We start from the raw sequence: 16730 nt of genomic DNA on the forward strand, positions 1-16730 counted from the left end.
GCTCCTCATAAGGATAATCGAAGATGAAAGATTTTCTAAAACGGCTTGTCACACATGCTTGGTTCTTACACGCGATTGCGTTTCTGGCAATTGGCTTCGCTGCGGCTTGGTGGTTGCGTGGACCAAACGCGTCTCCGGAATCGCTGCCAACAACGACGACCGAGGGGTCAAGCGGCGATGCCGAAAAAGCGTCGATTTGGACGTGCAGCATGCACCCGCAAATCAGGCGTGACGGTCCTGGTGACTGTCCGATCTGCGGGATGGATTTGGTGCCGGTCAAGAAATCCGCCGGAGGTATCCGCACCGTCTCGATCAGCAAGAATGTTCAGAAGCTAATGAACGTGCAAACGGTGCCCGTTGGACGGAAATATGTGACTGCCGATGTCCGCATGGTTGGAAAAGTTGACTATGACGAAACGCGTCTCGCGTACATCACCGCTTGGGTATCCGGTCGTCTGGATCGCTTGTACGTCGACTATACGGGCGTCGAGGTCAAGAAGGGCGACCACATGGTTTACATCTATAGCGAGGAACTTTACACCGCCCAGCAGGAATTGATCGCGGCGATCGAATCTAATGCCAGCCGTCCATCGTCACGCTTCGTAAAGCCGATCGACTTGGCGGAGTCTGCTCGAGAAAAACTGCGATTGCTGGGGATTACGGAAGAACAGATTCAGGAAATTGAACAGCGTGGCAAACCGACCGAACATATAACGATCTATTCGCCCGTCGGCGGCATCGTCATTGAAAAGCTTCGCCAGGAAGGCGATCGTGTGCGCACGGGTGATCGCATCTACACCGTTGCGGACTTGACTCATTTGTGGGTGCAAATGGATGCCTACGAATCGGACCTCACTTGGCTGCGATACGGGCAGGAGGTCGAGTTCACAACGGAAGCGTATCCAGGCGACGTTTTTAAAGGCCGAGTGGCGTTCATTAACCCGGTATTGAACAAAGACACGCGGACGGTGAAAGTGCGTGTGAATATCTCAAACGAAGACGGGCGGCTGAAGCCCGAAATGTTTGTCCGAGCGGTGGTGAGATCAAAGATCGCTTCGGGCGGTCGTGTACTTGATGCATCGTTGGCCGGAAAATGGATCAGTCCGATGCACCCCGAGATCGTCAAGGACGAACCGGGCAATTGTGACATATGCGGAATGCCGCTGGTTCGCGCGGAGTCACTTGGCTACGTCACGGCGGAACCCAGCGACACGGCCAAGCCGCTGGTGATTCCGGTGTCGGCAGCACTGCTGACGGGAACCAGAGCCATCGTCTATGTGCAGGTTCCCAATGCAGAGGAGCCCACCTATGAAGGACGCGAAATCGTACTCGGTCCGCGTGCGGGCGATTTCTATCTTGTCAAAGCGGGCCTCAAAGAAGGCGAATTGGTCGTGACCAACGGTAACTTCAAACTCGACAGTGCTCTACAAATATCGGCCAAACCGTCGATGATGACACCCGCAGGTGGCGGTGGTAGCGGAGCCCACAATCACGGCGGGGGAACAATGCCGAAGGGAGATGGCGGGGAAACGCAGGAACATGCGGCAATGTCGCTTCCGCCGCAAGTAAATCAGCAAATGGTGGCGGTCATCGATTCGGTCGAGGCAATCGAGAAGGCGATCGAAGAGGCTGAGCTGAAAAAGATTCGTGAGGCCTTCGCATCACTGGGGAAGCGAGTTGCGGCGGTGAACGGTCAGGCGTTGGTAGGTGGCATGGCGGCACAATGGGGTGAGTTTGCGATGTTATTGCGAAACGACTCCGTCGAAGGCCGAGATGTCGAGTCGTTGCAAGAAGCAGACCGTGTGTATTTAGTCACGAAAGATCATGCGAAGCGTCTGCAGGTAATGTTCGGCGTAGCTCATCCGAAGCATGAGATGCCGGTTGAAACGCTCGATGTTCCAATGGCGTTTCGTGAACAACTCGACCGCCTCTTGTCACCTTATCTGGCAATCGGTGAAGGACTCGCGTCGGATGATTTGGATGCCGCCACATCCGCTGTTGGTCAACTGAATCAAGTGTTGAACTCGATTGACAGTGGCGGACTCGATGCTGGAGTCTCAAAACGATGGCAGGCGGAACAAAAAGGACTGTCAGCGATCACAGGGCGACTCGTAAAGGCCGATGATTTGGAATCCATGCGGTCGGCCTTCGTTCTGCTCTCGGACGAACTGCTGACGATCCAGCGGACGTTCGGCTTCCAGAGTGCGAAACAGTTGTATGAGTTGCATTGCCCGATGGCGTTCGATGGACGTGGTGCGACATGGCTTCAAAACAACGCCTCCGTACGCAATCCGTATTTTGGTGAGTCGATGCTGAAGTGTGCCGATCGAGTTGAGAAGTTGGAAGCTGAAAAGCTAGGAATCGAGGAGGTGGGAGGTGGGAGCATGGCGAAACCCCATCAGCACTAACCGTTTCCAACTCATTGGCTCCCTGCTTCCGATTCCCAGCTCCCAACTCCCAACTGAAAAATGCCAGCTAACGACGACACAGCCGACGATATCAAAGCAGCACGCCGAACCATCCTCGGAGGGATCATCTGGTTCTGCATTCACAACAAGCTCGTCGTCGCCTTGATCGTATTGGCCATTATCGGCTGGGGAGTGATGACCGCTCCTTTTGACTGGAAAGTGGGCGAGCTGCCACGGAATCCGGTGCCGGTGGACGCGATTCCGGACATCGGCGAGAACCAGCAGATTGTGTTTACCGAATGGATGGGGCGAAGTCCGCAAGACATCGAAGATCAGATCGGGTATCCGCTGACCGTTGCGCTTTTGGGGCTACCCGAAGTGAAGACGATTCGCAGCTATTCGATTTTCGGTTTCTCGACGATCTACATCATCTTCAACGAAGAAGCGGAATTCTATTGGTCGCGATCGAGGGTGTTGGAAAAGCTAAATAGTTTGCCTGCAGGGACGCTTCCCGAGGGCGTTCAACCCGCGCTCGGACCCGACGCGACGGCGCTCGGTCAAATTATGTGGTACACGCTGGAGGGGCTCGACCCCGATGGCAATCCGACCGGAGGCTGGGATCTCGACGAATTACGAACTTACCAGGACTGGTACGTTCGCTATGCGATCACGGCAGCCGAAGGCGTCAGCGAGGTCGCGTCGATCGGCGGCTTCGTCCAGGAATATCAGATCGACGTTGATCCCGACGCAATGCGTGCCGCTGGCGTCAGTTTGACGGACATTTACATGGCCGCGCGAATGTCAAACGTGGATGTTGGTGCGCGTACGATCGAGCTGAACAAGGCCGAGTATATCGTTCGCGGTCTTGGTTTCATCGAAGGTGTGGAAGATATCGAGAAGGCCGTCGTCAAAGTTTCCGACAACGTTCCGATCACGGTGGAGGACATCGGTAGTGTGCGTTTGGGGCCTGCGCTGCGCCGCGGGGCGTTGGACAAGGCCGGTGCTGAAGCCGTGGGTGCGGTGGTCACTGTTCGTTACGGATACAACCCGCTGCAAGCGATCAAAAACGTCAAGAAAAAGATCGCTGAAGTTTCGGTGGGGCTACCGACCAAGGTCGTCATTGATCACACGCGAACCACTGCCGAGCAGGTTGACGCTTACGCTGCTGCGAATGAGCTTCCGATCACGGGCGGTATCGAACCTGTCCACGATCCTTGGGTCGCACACCTGAAAAACATGCCTCGCCAGCAGTGGCCAAAGTGGATCACCACCAGCCAAATCGGCATCGTTCCCTTCTATGATCGCACCGGAGTGATCTACGAGACTCTCGGCACGCTGAACACGGCACTCACCGAAGAAATCCTGGTCACGATCATCGTGATCATCGTGATGGTCTTGCATCTGCGAAGTTCCATCTTGATTAGTGCTTTATTGCCTGTTGCTGTCTTGATGTGCTTCATTGCGATGAAGACCTTCGGTGTTGATGCTAACATCGTTGCACTCTCGGGCATCGCCATTGCGATCGGGACGATGGTCGATATGGGGATCATTCTGAGTGAAAATATATTGAAACACTTGGATGAAGCCGATCCCAACGAAGACCGAGGTGACGTCATCTTTCGAGCGGCCAACGAAGTCGCATCGGCTGTGTTGACGGCGGTATCGACGACCGTGATCAGTTTCTTGCCGGTATTCACCATGATCGCGGCAGAAGGAAAGCTGTTCCGGCCGTTGGCGTTCACAAAGACGTTCGCACTGGTCGCGTCGGTGATCGTCGCACTGACGATCATTCCGCCCGCCGCGCACGTGCTGATGGGTGGCCGTGTCAAGTCCGACTTCTTGCGCCGTTTCATGCATATCGCGTTGATCGGTGCGGGAGTATTGATAGCGGTTCTGGTTTCGTGGTGGGTTGGTGCGATCATCGCTGGCCTCGGACTGTACAAACTTCTCGAAGATCGAATTCCGGCGAAGTTCCAAAGGTCCGGTCCCATGATCGCCAACGCCTTGGCGGTCATCGTCGTCACGTACATCTTGGCTGAACATTGGCTGCCGCTTGGTCCCGAAAAAGGAATCGTCCGCAATCTATTCTTTGTATCTATTTTGATCGGGGGACTGCTTGGCTTCTTCACGGTATTTCAGAGATACCTTTATGAACCGATTCTGCGTTGGTGTTTGGGGCACAAGTTACTTTTCCTTTCCATGCCGTTAATGATTCTATTGCTCGGGGCCAGTTCGTGGCTGGGATTTGATAGGGTCTTTTCATTCATCCCGAAGACGGCGTCGATGGTGGGTATCTCGGAATTGACCGTGCGAGAGTCAAGGCCTTGGGTCGCTGCCAGTACAGCGTTTCCGAGCTTGGGCAAAGAGTTCATGCCGCCGTTGGATGAAGGTTCGTTTCTGTACATGCCAACGACGATGCCACACGCGTCGATTGGCGAAGCAATGGATGTGTTGCAGTTGCAGAACAAGTTCCTGATTTCGATTCCCGAAGTGGAGTCGGTGGTAGGGAAAATCGGTCGCGCCGAGAGTCCGCTCGATCCGGCGCCCATTTCGATGATCGAAACGTTTATCACGTACAAATCAGAATACAAGACTGATCAAAACGGAAACCGATTGAAGTTTCGCTACGACGAGGACGCGGATGACTTTGTGCGGGATAAGGACGGAAAACTGATCCATGAACCGCACGGGCGGCCGTTCCGGCAATGGCGAGAAGAAATTAAATCGCCCAACGATATTTGGGAAAAGATCACAGAAGCCGCGGACATTCCCGGTACGACATCGGCGCCGAAGCTTCAACCGATCGCCGCAAGGATTGTGATGTTGCAAAGCGGTATGCGGGCGCCGATGGGAATGAAGATCAAAGGCCCCGATTTGGAAACAATCGAAAAAGTGGCTCTGCAGATTGAAGGTTATTTGAAGCAAGTGCCCACGGTGGAGGCTCCTGCGGTGATCGCGGACCGGATCGTCGGGAAGCCCTATTTGGAAATCGACATTGATCGCGATGCAATCATGCGATACGGCCTGCAAATTCGTGATGTTCAAGATGTGATCGAAGTGGCGATCGGCGGAAAACGCATCACGACGACCGTTGAAGGCCGCGAGCGTTATCCCGTTCGAGTTCGCTATTATCGCGAGCTTCGAGACAGTTTCGAGTCTCTTGGCCGGATTCTTGTTCCCACGCCGATGGGGCCGCAGATTCCCATCGAACAGCTTGCCGAAATTCGATACGTTCGCGGACCGCAGATGATCAAGAGTGAAGATACATTCCTGGTGGGTTATGTGCTGTTCGATATGAAGCCCGGTAACGCGGAAGTCGACGTGGTCGAAGACGCTCAGGCGTTCTTGCAAGAGAAGATCGATAGCGGCGAGTTGGTCTTACCCGCAGGTGTCAGTTACACATTCGCGGGTAACTACGAGAATCAAATTCGCTCACAGAAGACGCTGATGATTGTCTTGCCGCTGGCACTCGGATTGATCTTCTTGATTTTGTACATGCAGTTCAAGTCGGTCATCACAACGTCATTAGTCTTCAGCGGGATCATGATCGCCTGGGCGGGTGGCTTCATCATGTTGTGGCTCTACGGAACCGACTGGTTTCTCAACTTCAGCTTCCTCGGTACGGAAATGCGGGAGTTGTTCCAGGTTCACACGATCAACCTAAGTGTAGCCGTGTGGGTCGGCTTTCTCGCGTTATTCGGTATTGCCAGCGATGACGGTGTGGTGATCGCGTCCTACTTGGATGAAAGCTTCCGAAAAGACAAAATCACAAACGCTGAGCATGCACGCGAGGCCACCGTGACGGCTGGCATGCGACGTGTTCGGCCTTGCTTGATGACAACAGCCACCACGTTACTGGCACTCATCCCTGTACTCACCTCCACCGGACGCGGAAGCGACATCATGGTTCCGATGGCGATCCCTAGTTTCGGCGGCATGACGATCGAGATCATGACGATGCTGGTAGTCCCCGTTCTGTACTGTGCCGCCATGGAATGGAAACTAAAGCTAGGAATTAAGGACGAGAAGTTCGCTGAAGATGCCTGAAAAAGCTGGGAGTGAGGAGACTGGGAGTCCGGGAGATCGGACGCTTGATCGTTCAAAAACTCTCTAATCCCAACTCATTGACTCTCTAACTCTGACTAAACATCCATGAACTTGCTCAAAAGAACAATACAAATCGCAGGCTCAATAGCCTTCAATCTTCATGTCAACAACTTTCCCGATCGAAGGTACCTGCGAGAGACCATGCTGCCTACCACCGCGGGCACAACACCCTCGAATGTGATGTTGGCCGAAACTCGTCGCTACAACATTGGTTATCCACGAGTCTTCAATCAGACAGCGACTGCGGTCTGGACGCATTCGATATGAATGCTCGGTTGGCCAGCGAAGTAATCATCTAATTGCGATTTGTGATCAAACACCGCAAGATGCGAACCATCCTCTCGCTGCCAATCCGCTTGGACGCATTTGCAATAGGGCATGTCCAGTACGATTAACTTGTCGCAACTGAATCCACTCGGTGGTACATCCACGCTGCGTGGCCGATAACCGACCAGTCGCACCGCCTCGTCTGGCGAAACGAATTGCCCGGAGTACTGTTCGACTAAATGTTGCTGCGCAATTTCGGGGTTTGTTCCAAGAAGGATCGCGTATGTTCGAAGCGGCTCATGATGCCCACCTGGGGTGTGCGCTGTCCAAGACAGGCCGAATGCGATCAGCGACAATGCCGCAGTTGCAAGGAGCCTCCATCACCATTGTCGCTTACGATTTGGGCGACCGTTGAACGAGTAGACTTCTGCGACGTATTGTCAAATTCCGCCATGATTCGCTGCCACAGCATCTCGCTCGGAGTCTCGGGTGCAGAAAACTTTCGGATGGCCTTCGAAAGCATTGCAAAAAAACGCGACGCACTGCAAGCATTCCACGCAGTCTTTGATATGAACTTCGACTTCGATTCGCTAATCAGCAGGCAGTTCGCCATCGAAGTAGTGGGACAATAGATTGGTCGTTTGTTGGCAATCCATGTGACTGCTCCGCAAAGAATTCGATGAAAGTCCAATGGCCTGGGGGACTCGTTTGGATGGTTGTCACGACCGAACCCTTCATGCGAAAGATATGTTTTGGAGTGTAATGGGTGATCCGAGAATTTGTTTAAATTCCGTGAAGAAGTCCATCTGTCGGAGCATCCAAAACAGCGTAAGACGAACGACGGCGGAAACGTTCCGCCGAAACGTCTTAATTCCCAATCCCTGACGACTAGAGGTGGAAGTCATGTTGTTGAAATCAGTAGCAGCCTGTGTTTTGGCTCTTGGGCTTTTCGGCACCGCCGGGTTGAACGTGCCCGCATCCGATTCGGCCCCCAGTGCCGTGGTGCAAACAAATTCGATCGAATCGACCGAGTTGGCCGGAAGCACATGCTGTGCAAAGCGTGCGTACTGCTGCACGGTCAAACGAAGTTGCTGCGGCAGTTCGGTCATGATCCAAAACGACGATCAGTAGAATCGGCAATGCATTTTTGCGACTCGCCAGAAGAAAACCTGGATGCTTCTGGCGAATTTCCGCATCCGATAACGCCTTGATTCTCGCGGTTTACTGTCGTTACTGAGTCATTCGCAAATTCAGATTCCCTCGATCGCCTGGAGGTTCGCATGAGTGTTGTTTCTACGGAGGAGTGCAACTCATCATCGACGGATCGCTTGCGGGAACTATATGACCGAACAGTCGGCGTGAGAAAATGCGACGCCACATATGCGGGGCTGCCATCCGACGGCGCCGAAGAGCGATCGTCGCCAAAGCTGACAGAGCTTCCGGTCATTCAACCCTGCGGATGTCCCCTTGTCGCAGGCGTACAGGGGCGATGGGCGAGAAGTGGGTACGCCGCGTTGCGAAACATTTCTTGCCGATGCGACGACGGCGACGTAGTCATTGACGGCACCGTACCAAGCTACTTCTTCAAGCAGATGGCTCGAGAGCTGGCGCGAAGCGTCAACGGAGTTCATCGAATTAAAAATCGACTGATGGTGGATGACGAAGGCGGCAACAAGCAGCAATACGATGAACGACCAAACCAATGATTAGTAACGAAAACGAAAAGAACCCGCTAGCACCAACAGTCGCCTATTTCTCAATGGAGATTGCACTCGATCCCGCGATGCCGACCTACAGTGGCGGATTGGGTGTTCTTGCTGGGGACACGTTGCGGGCGGCAGCCGATATGAACGTGCCGGTGATTGCCGTGACATTGCTGCATCGACAAGGCTACTTGTCACAGACAATCGACGCCGAAGGCTGGCAGCATGAACAACCGGTTGATTGGAATGTCGAGGAGCATTGTCGCGAATTGCCGCAGCGTGCTGAGATAGAGATCGAAGGGCGCAGAGTTCATGTCCGAGTATGGCAGTATGACGTGGTTGGGTGCGAAGGGCATTGTCTTCCTGTTTTGCTTTTAGACACGGACTTGGATGAAAACGCTGATATTGATCGGGCATTGACTCAGCAACTTTACGGCGGCGACAGTCGGCGTCGTTTGTGCCAGGAAGTAGTTCTGGGAATTGGTGGGGTTCGTATTCTGCGATCACTTCGCCTTGAGTCGCTCGTTCAGTTCCACATGAATGAGGGCCATGCGGCACTGCTTGGGCTTGAGTTGCTTGATGAGCGGTCTAAATCGCTTGGTCGCGAACTGTTCAATTCTGACGACGTCCAGGCCGTTAGGAATCAATGCGTCTTCACGACGCATACTCCTGTTCCGGCTGGTCACGATCGCTTTGGGATCGATCTCGTCGAGCAACTGTTGGGCCGATCTGACCTGTTCGACATGCACGAAGTGTTCTGCTGTGCGGGTGAGCTGAACATGACGTACTTGGCGCTGAACTTGAGTCACTACGTCAACGGCGTGGCAAAGAAGCACGGCGAAGTCTCGCGTCAAATGCTAGTGCCCAAAGACGCAAACCATCACTACGCCATCGACCACATCACCAATGGCGTTCACGCTGCGACATGGGCGGCCCCCTCTTTCTCCGAATTATTCGATCGCTTTATCCCTGGATGGCGTGAGGACAATGCCAGTTTGCGCGGATCGCTAGTGATACCGTCCAACGAAATCTCGCAAGCTCACCGAACCGCCAAGCTGCGGCTGATCGACGAGATCAACGCGACTCAAGATGTCTTGTTCGATCCGCTGACGTTTACGATCGGATTCGCAAGACGCGCGACCGCGTATAAGCGAGCGAACCTATTGATCAGCGATCCAGAGCGACTCCACCGCATCGTTGAAATGCATGGACCAATCCAGATCGTCTTCGCGGGCAAGGCGCACCCGCACGATGTCGAGGGAAAGCGTCTGATTCAACAGATCGTGCGAGCGAAGAATCAACTGCACCCAGCAATCAAACTCGTCTATCTGGAAAACTATGACTGGGAACTTGCTCGACTGATCGTTTCCGGCGTTGACGTTTGGCTGAATACTCCACAGCCGCCGCTGGAGGCATCGGGCACCAGCGGAATGAAAGCTGCGATCAACGGCGTACCGAGCGTGAGCATTTTGGATGGTTGGTGGATCGAAGGTTGTATCGAAGGCACAACTGGCTGGGCGTTCGGCAATTCGATGTCAGCGAATCCGTCGGATGTCGACCGCTTCAAGGAAGACGCAGATGCCCTGTACGACAAACTTGATCAAACAATTGTTCCACTGTATTACAAGAAGCCCGACCAATGGCTGCGAATCATGACGCATGCAATTGCACTGAACGGGTCATATTTCAACACTCAACGGATGGTGCAGCAGTACGTGGTGAAGGCTTACTACGAAACCTAAATGCCGTTAGCGAATAAAGAATTTCAGAGGGAAGTGCATCTAAAAGGCAATCAATCACTGTATGCCACTCAGGAGCTTTGAGATGTGTCGAGAATGTAACACACGCGAACCGTCACAGCCGACCCGCGTAAAGACGAGGATGTTAGCGGCCTTGATCTTTGGAGTCATCTCTGTCTTCGCTGTTTCGGCTGCGATGTCTCAGGAAAACTCACAGAACGAACAATCGCATAAGGCACACGCGGCCACCGATGTCGACGTTCGGTACTTCCAGAAAAAGCTGGAACTCGCCAAGCACGATCTGCAAACTGCGTTGGACGCCAATATGAACTCTAAGCTGTCGCTGCTGCGGCTTGAAAACCAAGTTGCCTTCGCGAAGAAGTTGCTTGAGCAGGCCGGAAAGCATACTGACCATGACCTGCACAAAAGTCATCTGCAACCGGTCAAGAATGACGTGATTCTCGCGGAGGAGCAACTTGATTGGGCCAAGAAAGCATCTGCGTATCTGCGTGAAGACCAGATCAAGCGAATGGCGCTTGCCGCGCAACTCGCACGACTAGCGCTGGAGCGAGCCGAGCAGCCAGAAATCACCGCCGACCCGATGCAACACTTGCAGTGGCAGATCGACCGGTTGCGATCGGAACTGCTAAGCCTGCAGGTCGAGTTTGAACGCACGCGATCAGGGCACTAGAACCGGATAGCTCAATGACTCAAAAGACGATTCAATCCCACTGTCGTCACTGCGGCACCGATGTGAGTTCGGTGACGCAGCATCGGCCAACGCTCGGGCCAAACTGGGAGCGGGCCGACGGCACGCCGCGACCGCTCGGCGTCACTTGGCTGGGACACGAACAGACCTACAACTTCGCACTCCACGCTGCGAATGCTCGCAGCGTCACGTTGCTGATGTACCTCAAAGATGAATTGCGAGTTCCGTGGCACTCAGTGACGCTTGATCCGCTGAGAAACAAGTCGGGACCGATTTGGCATTGTCGAGTTCCTATCGCCGAAGCCGGCGACGCGGAATACTACGCTTACCAAGTTGACGGTCCGGTCGAGGGTGCCGCTTTGCCGTGGCACGCTTACGACCCTGAGAAAGTCTTGCTCGATCCGTATTCGCGAAGCATCTATTTTCCCGATTGCTTCAATCGCGAGGCAGCACGCTCGTCCGGCTCCAACGCGGGCCGCGCTCCGCTGGGGCGGTTGGACGTATGCCGATGTCCGTTTGACTGGGGAGATGAACAGAGAATCCGCCATGGATCCGATTTGGTCATCTACGAAATGCACGTGCGTGGTTTCACTCGGAATCCCTCTTCAAATGTCGATGCCAGCAATCGAGGCACATTCGCTGGTGTAGTGGAGAAAATCCCGCACTTGCAGGAGCTTGGCATTACGGCCGTTGAGTTGATGCCAGTCTTCCAATTCGACCCCGAAGACAAAAACTACTGGGGTTACATGCCCTTGAACTTCTTTTCGCCCCACCACGCCTATTCTGCTCATCAGTCGTCTTGCGAACAACACAGCCAGTTTCGCGAGATGGTTCGTGAACTGCATGCGGTTGGCATCGAAGTTATCTTGGATGTCGTCTACAACCACACGTGCGAAGGCGATCATCGTGGGCCAACATACAGTTACCGTGGAATTGACAACGATGTGTATTACGTCGCGTTGGGCGATCCCGAGTCGCCTTACGCCAACTACAGCGGAACCGGCAATACACTCGATACTTCGCATCCGACCGTGCGTTCACTGATCGTCGACAGCCTACGGTATTGGGCGAAAGAGATGCACGTTGACGGATTTCGCTTCGATCTCGCGTCCGTCTTTTCTCGGGATTCCGAGGGAAATGTCAATCTGCAACAACCACCATTGTTCGATCAAATCGCCAGCGATCCCGACTTGGCCAACGTCCGACTGATCGCCGAACCATGGGACGCCGCCGGATTGTTTCAACTCGGCAGTTCCTTCCCCGGCCAGACATGGATGCAATGGAACGGACATTATCGAGACACACTGCAACGCTTCGTTCGTGGCGACGCTGGCATGGTGCCGGACCTGATGACACGACTGTACGGAAGCAGCGACTTGTTCCCCGATCATCCGTCGCAATCATTCCGGCCTTTCCAAAGCATCAACTACATCACGTCCCATGATGGATCCACGATCTACGATCTGGTCTCGTACAACGAAAAACATAATGAGGCCAACGGGCAAGACAATCGAGACGGCCCGACGGAGTTCCGTTGCAACAACGGCTGGGAAGGCGAAGTGGATGCACCGCAAGAAGTACTCGACCTACGCAAACGCCAAGTTAAGAACTTCTGCTGCCTATTGATGCTCTCCGCTGGAACGCCGATGTTTCGCATGGGTGACGAATTCATGCAAACTCAAAGCGGTAACAACAACCCGTACAATCAAGACAACGAAACAAGCTGGCTTGATTGGAGTCGGCTTGACGCACACCAAGAAGTGTTTCGCTTCTTCAAGAGAATGATCGCGTTTCGCAAGACGCATCCAACAATTGGACGCTCAACTTTTTGGCGTGACGACATTCGCTGGTTCGGTGCCGAGTCGCCTGAAGTGGACATGTCATCCGAGTCACGGATTCTGGCCTATCACTTGTCCGCCCTATCAGAGAGCGATGCTGATCTCTACGTGATGATTAACGAATCGACTCGGCAACGAATATTCGGCATTCACGCCAATGGTCCAAACACCTGGCAACGGGCAATAGACACTTCGCTTCCGAGTCCACTCGACATTGCTTGCCAGGAATCGCAAGTCACGATCGAAAACAGCCGCTACCACGTAAACCCTCGTAGCGTCGTCGTGCTGACATGCTGCAGCGGTACATCCGCCTCCTAGTTGATCCAAAGGAATGACTTATGATTACTACGCGATCCATTGCGTTACTGTTGGCACTGACCACAACGACGAGCGTTTCCGCACGCGAATGGTCCGACCGATCAGGGCAATACCAAGTCAACGCCGACCTGATCGGCTACAGCGACACCACTGTTGTTCTCAAACGGAAGCCCGATGACTTGGTCGCCGTTCCGATCGAGCAATTGTCGGATCCAGATCGCAAGTATCTCGAAACCCAAACGAAGGACACGATCACCACTGGTGGCAGCGGCAATCAAGTCTGGGAATTGAAATCCGGCCTGAAATTCCCCGGGCGAATCGTTGGCTTTGACAAGCACGGCGTCAAGATTCAGCGTCAGCTAGGAAAAGTCTACGTCAACAACCAACGCTTCGACAAAATGCCCGGTGTTTACCGTGAAATCATTCCCAAGCTGGTCGCGCATTTCACGTCCGAAGAAATTGAAGGTGAAAAGGGGCTCGAAGACTGGGCACGGGAACAGCGAGGTAAACCGCGAACCTTCGAGTGCGCCGGAGTGATGATCGAACTCGAGGACGGCATCCTCTACTGCGTTCCGTTCTTTCTCTTCACGGATGAAACTTTCGCGATGCTTAAGCCAGGCTGGGATCGCTGGCTTGCCGCCAAGGAAGACTACGACGAAAAGGAGAAAGAGTCGTTCCTTCTACAAGCTCAAACACGAGCTTACGAGCAACAGCAAATGGAAGCGCGGCAGATTCAGCAATTGCAGTTGAACCTACAAGCCTACGACGCCGGTCTCTTCGACTTGTGGGAAGTCACGATGTATCCGCAGGCAGGAGGTTACGGAATGCCCTTGAGCGTCGTCGTCCCAGCAACCGACAGCCAACAAGCCGCCGCAGCCGCCCATCAGCAAAACCCATCCTACGTCATCGGCCCCATGCGAATCGTCCGACGTCGAAACTGAATCGACAGCATTAAATTGTTCGCGATAATCTTACTGCAACATCCGGCACCCGACAGCGAGATCCACACATTGCCCACGTCATCTAGTTCCACCGATGTGGGAAAGTCCCACCCGTCCGTGACTATCGAAACGTCCACATCCAGAGCAGTTGGGACCGCGTCAGCCTTGACATCGAGGAGCTCCTTCGATTCGCGATTCTTATGCGATGACTCGCTCGCGTGTGCTTGAGCGAAGGTCGAACAGGTTGCCGCGGAGCCGTCAATCTAGCGAGTTGAAGTTGCGATGGCTGCGAATTCTCCGGTGATCGCGTCCATCGGATTTGAACAAATCGATGTTGGCACGCCATCTGCGTGGTGAGTCAGCTCTGGATGGCAATTTGCCGAAATATACCACCATCGCCTCTAATAAATTAGCAGCCAAAGGAATCAGTACCATGTCCAAATACCGCCTTTTTGGAGCCATGATCGCAACGTCCACCGCAGTCATGTTCTTGTTGATGTACCTGAACACTTACGCCATCGATCATGTCTACTGGAGCGAGACTCGCTTCTATATGGCGTTGGTGATGGGTGCGACCATGGCAATGATCATGCTGTCGTTCATGCTCGGGATGTACAAAGACACCAAGACCAATATCGCGATTTTTGTCACCAGCGTCGTGGTATTCGCTGGATCATTGTTCCTCGTCCGGAGCCAAGAAACGGTTCAAGACGTCGCTTGGATGAAGGCTATGATTCCTCACCACTCGATCGCGATCCTAACCAGTGAAAGGGCTGAGATCAGTGATCCACGGGTCCGCGAATTAGCCGATGAGATCATTAAGGCGCAAAGAAAAGAAATTGCTGAGATGAAGGCGCTAATCGCGGATTTGGAGAATGAGTCTGAAGGTCCGATCGCGTCACGGTAGAACGGCTTGACGAATCAGGTAGGTTTGCGAAAGTTGCCGAGCTGATAAAGGCAGGTAATAAGCACGATCACGGCGAGCATGACAACTCCAGGAACTGCGCGAGACCGCTGCGACGAAGGCCTTTGGCTCTAATGGCTGTTGAGCGCCGCCGGATATTGTGGAACTCAATCCGCCGACGTGACGGCTCATCCACCGGCTGAACTACAAACAACTCAAGAACCCGCCGTTTCTCGTCTTGTTTTTCGTGTTGGAACGGCACTTGCTAAACGTAATCGCAGTCAAAGCGATCATGTGATTGCAAAGAGAAATATTTATTTATCACGGGAGTAGACGATGGTCCAATTCAAAAGTTGTATCGAAGCGTGTCAGCAGTGTGTGGTCGCTTGCACCGAATGCCTCGAAGCCATGGGTGGAAAGAAGAGTGACAACGACTGCCCAAGCTGCTGTGCTCAGTGCATCGACATCTGCGAAGCCTGCGTGAAGGCGATGGCGCGAGATAGCAAGTACGCCAGTCAGATCTGCCAGTTGTGTGCCGAGATTTGCAAATGGTGTGCCGATCAATGTGGGCAGCACGACCACGACCACTGCAAGCGTTGCGCGGAAGCTTGCCGAAAGTGTGCCAAAGAATGCGAGAGCATGGCAGGAAGTGCTGCGTAAAACGTTTCGTGCAGAAATGAGCAAAGATCGCCTCCAGTATCGCCGACGCGCGATACGTGAGGCGATAACGCTCGCTAGGAGTAGAGCGTGTTCGATCCAATCATTTCACTCGTTGGCTTAACCATCGTTGCTGTAACGATGGTCGATGCTACCATCACGACGATCTCGCTAAGTGGAGCGGGGCCGATCTCAGGTCCAGTCGGACACGTCGTTGGCCGGTTAGCCATGCATGGATCTTCACGTGTCTCGAAAAACGCATCGATACTTGCGTTGTTGGCGATGTTTTTCACATGGGCATTGCTCCTGCTGATCGGATGGACTCTTGCGTTTTGCGGGAGCGAATCAGCGGTCGTTTCAAGCACTGGTGGACAACCGGCCAACCTGATCTCGCGTGTCTACTATGCAGGGTTCACCATCACGACGCTCGGCACCGGGGACTACGTTTCGCAAGGTGGCTTGTGGCAGTGCTTGACAATCATCGCAGCGACCACCGGATTTTTTCAAGTTACTATTTCTGCAACCTACGTTTTCAACGTTCTCACCGCATTGAATGAACGACGTACGTTAGGGTTCGCTGTCGGGATGCTCGGGGATAGCCCCTCAGAAATTGTCGCTTTGCATGCGGAAGACACCTCTTCTTTACAAGATGAGCTTCAACGCATGACTTCTGCAATGCAGGCAGCGGCGATCAAAGCGGACAGCTATCCGATCCTCGCATACACGCACGTTCCCAACGAGAAATACTCGTTCTCTAAAGCGATTGCCACGTTAGCTGAAGTCGCGGTCTTGATGCGTGAAGTGGTCGAGAAAGAGAGTCGGCTGCCGGAGTCGGTTTTGCGGCCGCTGTTTCAATCGGCGATGCAATTGATATCGGGACATACCAAAGAGGTTCTTGCTGGCAAAAAACATGATTGTGATATTCGCCCGCTAGAGAAAAGCGGGATTACGCTGCAAGCAGATTGGGATCAGCGACTGCAAAGTAACTCTGTCGAAAGCATTCGTCGCCAGCTTGACGCGTGGCTGAGATGGCATAACACGGACTGGGGAGCAATCTACTAGACGACTAAATATGCGTGGTGATTCAACCGTGGGCTCCAGATCGTTTCGAGTTAACCAGGTTCGGCAATGAACCATTG

The 16730-nt window shown here is 53.6% G+C and carries 12 protein-coding genes; 9 read left to right on the forward strand and 3 right to left on the reverse strand.

All coding sequences use genetic code 11. The features are described from left to right. The first annotated feature begins 23 nt into the window (after window positions 1-23). Window positions 24-2408, forward strand: a complete 2385-nt coding sequence (locus ABD971_RS31090) for a heavy metal-binding domain-containing protein (RefSeq protein ID WP_345327571.1) — start codon at window positions 24-26, stop codon at window positions 2406-2408. 60 nt (window positions 2409-2468) lie between these two features. After that, complete coding sequence (locus ABD971_RS31095; RefSeq protein WP_345327572.1) at window positions 2469-6455, forward strand: efflux RND transporter permease subunit; 3987 nt, start codon at window positions 2469-2471, stop codon at window positions 6453-6455. A gap of 290 nt (window positions 6456-6745) precedes the next feature. Here the strand turns inward: ABD971_RS31095 and ABD971_RS31100 are convergent, their stop codons facing one another. Further along, a complete protein-coding gene (locus ABD971_RS31100; protein WP_345327573.1) occupies window positions 6746-6895 on the reverse strand; it encodes a hypothetical protein in 150 nt (49 codons plus the stop codon). Window positions 6896-7516: 621 nt separating this feature from the next. After that, window positions 7517-7891, reverse strand: coding sequence for a hypothetical protein (locus ABD971_RS31105; RefSeq protein WP_345327574.1), 375 nt, complete (start codon window positions 7889-7891; stop codon window positions 7517-7519). 249 nt (window positions 7892-8140) lie between these two features. On the opposite strand from ABD971_RS31105, the gene ABD971_RS31110 reads away from it, so the two are divergent. The 6 genes from ABD971_RS31110 to ABD971_RS31135 all read left to right on the forward strand — a co-directional run bounded on the left by ABD971_RS31110 (window position 8141) and on the right by ABD971_RS31135 (window position 14937). Next, a complete protein-coding gene (locus ABD971_RS31110) occupies window positions 8141-8488 on the forward strand; it encodes a BON domain-containing protein (protein ID WP_345327575.1) in 348 nt (115 codons plus the stop codon). After that, window positions 8485-10227, forward strand: a complete 1743-nt coding sequence (gene glgP / locus ABD971_RS31115) for an alpha-glucan family phosphorylase (RefSeq protein WP_345327576.1) — start codon at window positions 8485-8487, stop codon at window positions 10225-10227. The genes ABD971_RS31110 and glgP overlap by 4 nt, the downstream gene beginning before the upstream one ends. A gap of 193 nt (window positions 10228-10420) precedes the next feature. Beyond that, window positions 10421-10915 carry a hypothetical protein gene (locus ABD971_RS31120; RefSeq protein ID WP_345327577.1) on the forward strand — a complete coding sequence of 165 codons (495 nt, stop codon included), beginning with the start codon at window positions 10421-10423 and terminating at the stop codon, window positions 10913-10915. A gap of 14 nt (window positions 10916-10929) precedes the next feature. Then, on the forward strand, window positions 10930-13089 hold the full coding sequence (locus tag ABD971_RS31125) for a glycogen debranching protein (protein WP_345327578.1): 2160 nt from the start codon (window positions 10930-10932) through the stop codon (window positions 13087-13089). 20 nt (window positions 13090-13109) lie between these two features. Continuing rightward, window positions 13110-14030, forward strand: coding sequence for an SHD1 domain-containing protein (locus tag ABD971_RS31130; RefSeq protein ID WP_345327579.1), 921 nt, complete (start codon window positions 13110-13112; stop codon window positions 14028-14030). Window positions 14031-14463: 433 nt separating this feature from the next. Further along, on the forward strand, window positions 14464-14937 hold the full coding sequence (locus ABD971_RS31135) for a DUF305 domain-containing protein (protein ID WP_345327581.1): 474 nt from the start codon (window positions 14464-14466) through the stop codon (window positions 14935-14937). A 318-nt stretch (window positions 14938-15255) separates the two neighbouring features. Here the strand turns inward: ABD971_RS31135 and ABD971_RS31140 are convergent, their stop codons facing one another. Beyond that, window positions 15256-15618 carry a hypothetical protein gene (locus ABD971_RS31140; RefSeq protein ID WP_345327583.1) on the reverse strand — a complete coding sequence of 121 codons (363 nt, stop codon included), beginning with the start codon at window positions 15616-15618 and terminating at the stop codon, window positions 15256-15258. Between the two features lie 63 nt (window positions 15619-15681). Here ABD971_RS31140 and ABD971_RS31145 point away from each other — a divergent pair, with 63 nt between their 5' ends. Next, a complete protein-coding gene (locus tag ABD971_RS31145) occupies window positions 15682-16653 on the forward strand; it encodes an ion channel (RefSeq protein ID WP_345327585.1) in 972 nt (323 codons plus the stop codon). The last annotated feature ends 77 nt before the right edge of the window (window positions 16654-16730 follow it).

The sequence above is a fragment of the Novipirellula rosea genome, assembly GCF_039541335.1.
GTDB lineage: Bacteria > Planctomycetota > Planctomycetia > Pirellulales > Pirellulaceae > Novipirellula > Novipirellula rosea.

Coding starts and splice junctions, on each gene's coding strand:
- ABD971_RS31120 (WP_345327577.1), top strand. CDS start 10,421: ATGTCTCAGGAAAACTCACAGAACGAACAATCGCATAAGGCACACGCG.
- glgP (WP_345327576.1), top strand. CDS start 8,485: ATGATTAGTAACGAAAACGAAAAGAACCCGCTAGCACCAACAGTCGCC.
- ABD971_RS31125 (WP_345327578.1), top strand. CDS start 10,930: ATGACTCAAAAGACGATTCAATCCCACTGTCGTCACTGCGGCACCGAT.
- ABD971_RS31090 (WP_345327571.1), top strand. CDS start 24: ATGAAAGATTTTCTAAAACGGCTTGTCACACATGCTTGGTTCTTACAC.
- ABD971_RS31100 (WP_345327573.1), bottom strand. CDS start 6,895: ATGCCCTATTGCAAATGCGTCCAAGCGGATTGGCAGCGAGAGGATGGT.
- ABD971_RS31095 (WP_345327572.1), top strand. CDS start 2,469: ATGCCAGCTAACGACGACACAGCCGACGATATCAAAGCAGCACGCCGA.
- ABD971_RS31135 (WP_345327581.1), top strand. CDS start 14,464: ATGTCCAAATACCGCCTTTTTGGAGCCATGATCGCAACGTCCACCGCA.
- ABD971_RS31105 (WP_345327574.1), bottom strand. CDS start 7,891: ATGACCGAACTGCCGCAGCAACTTCGTTTGACCGTGCAGCAGTACGCA.
- ABD971_RS31130 (WP_345327579.1), top strand. CDS start 13,110: ATGATTACTACGCGATCCATTGCGTTACTGTTGGCACTGACCACAACG.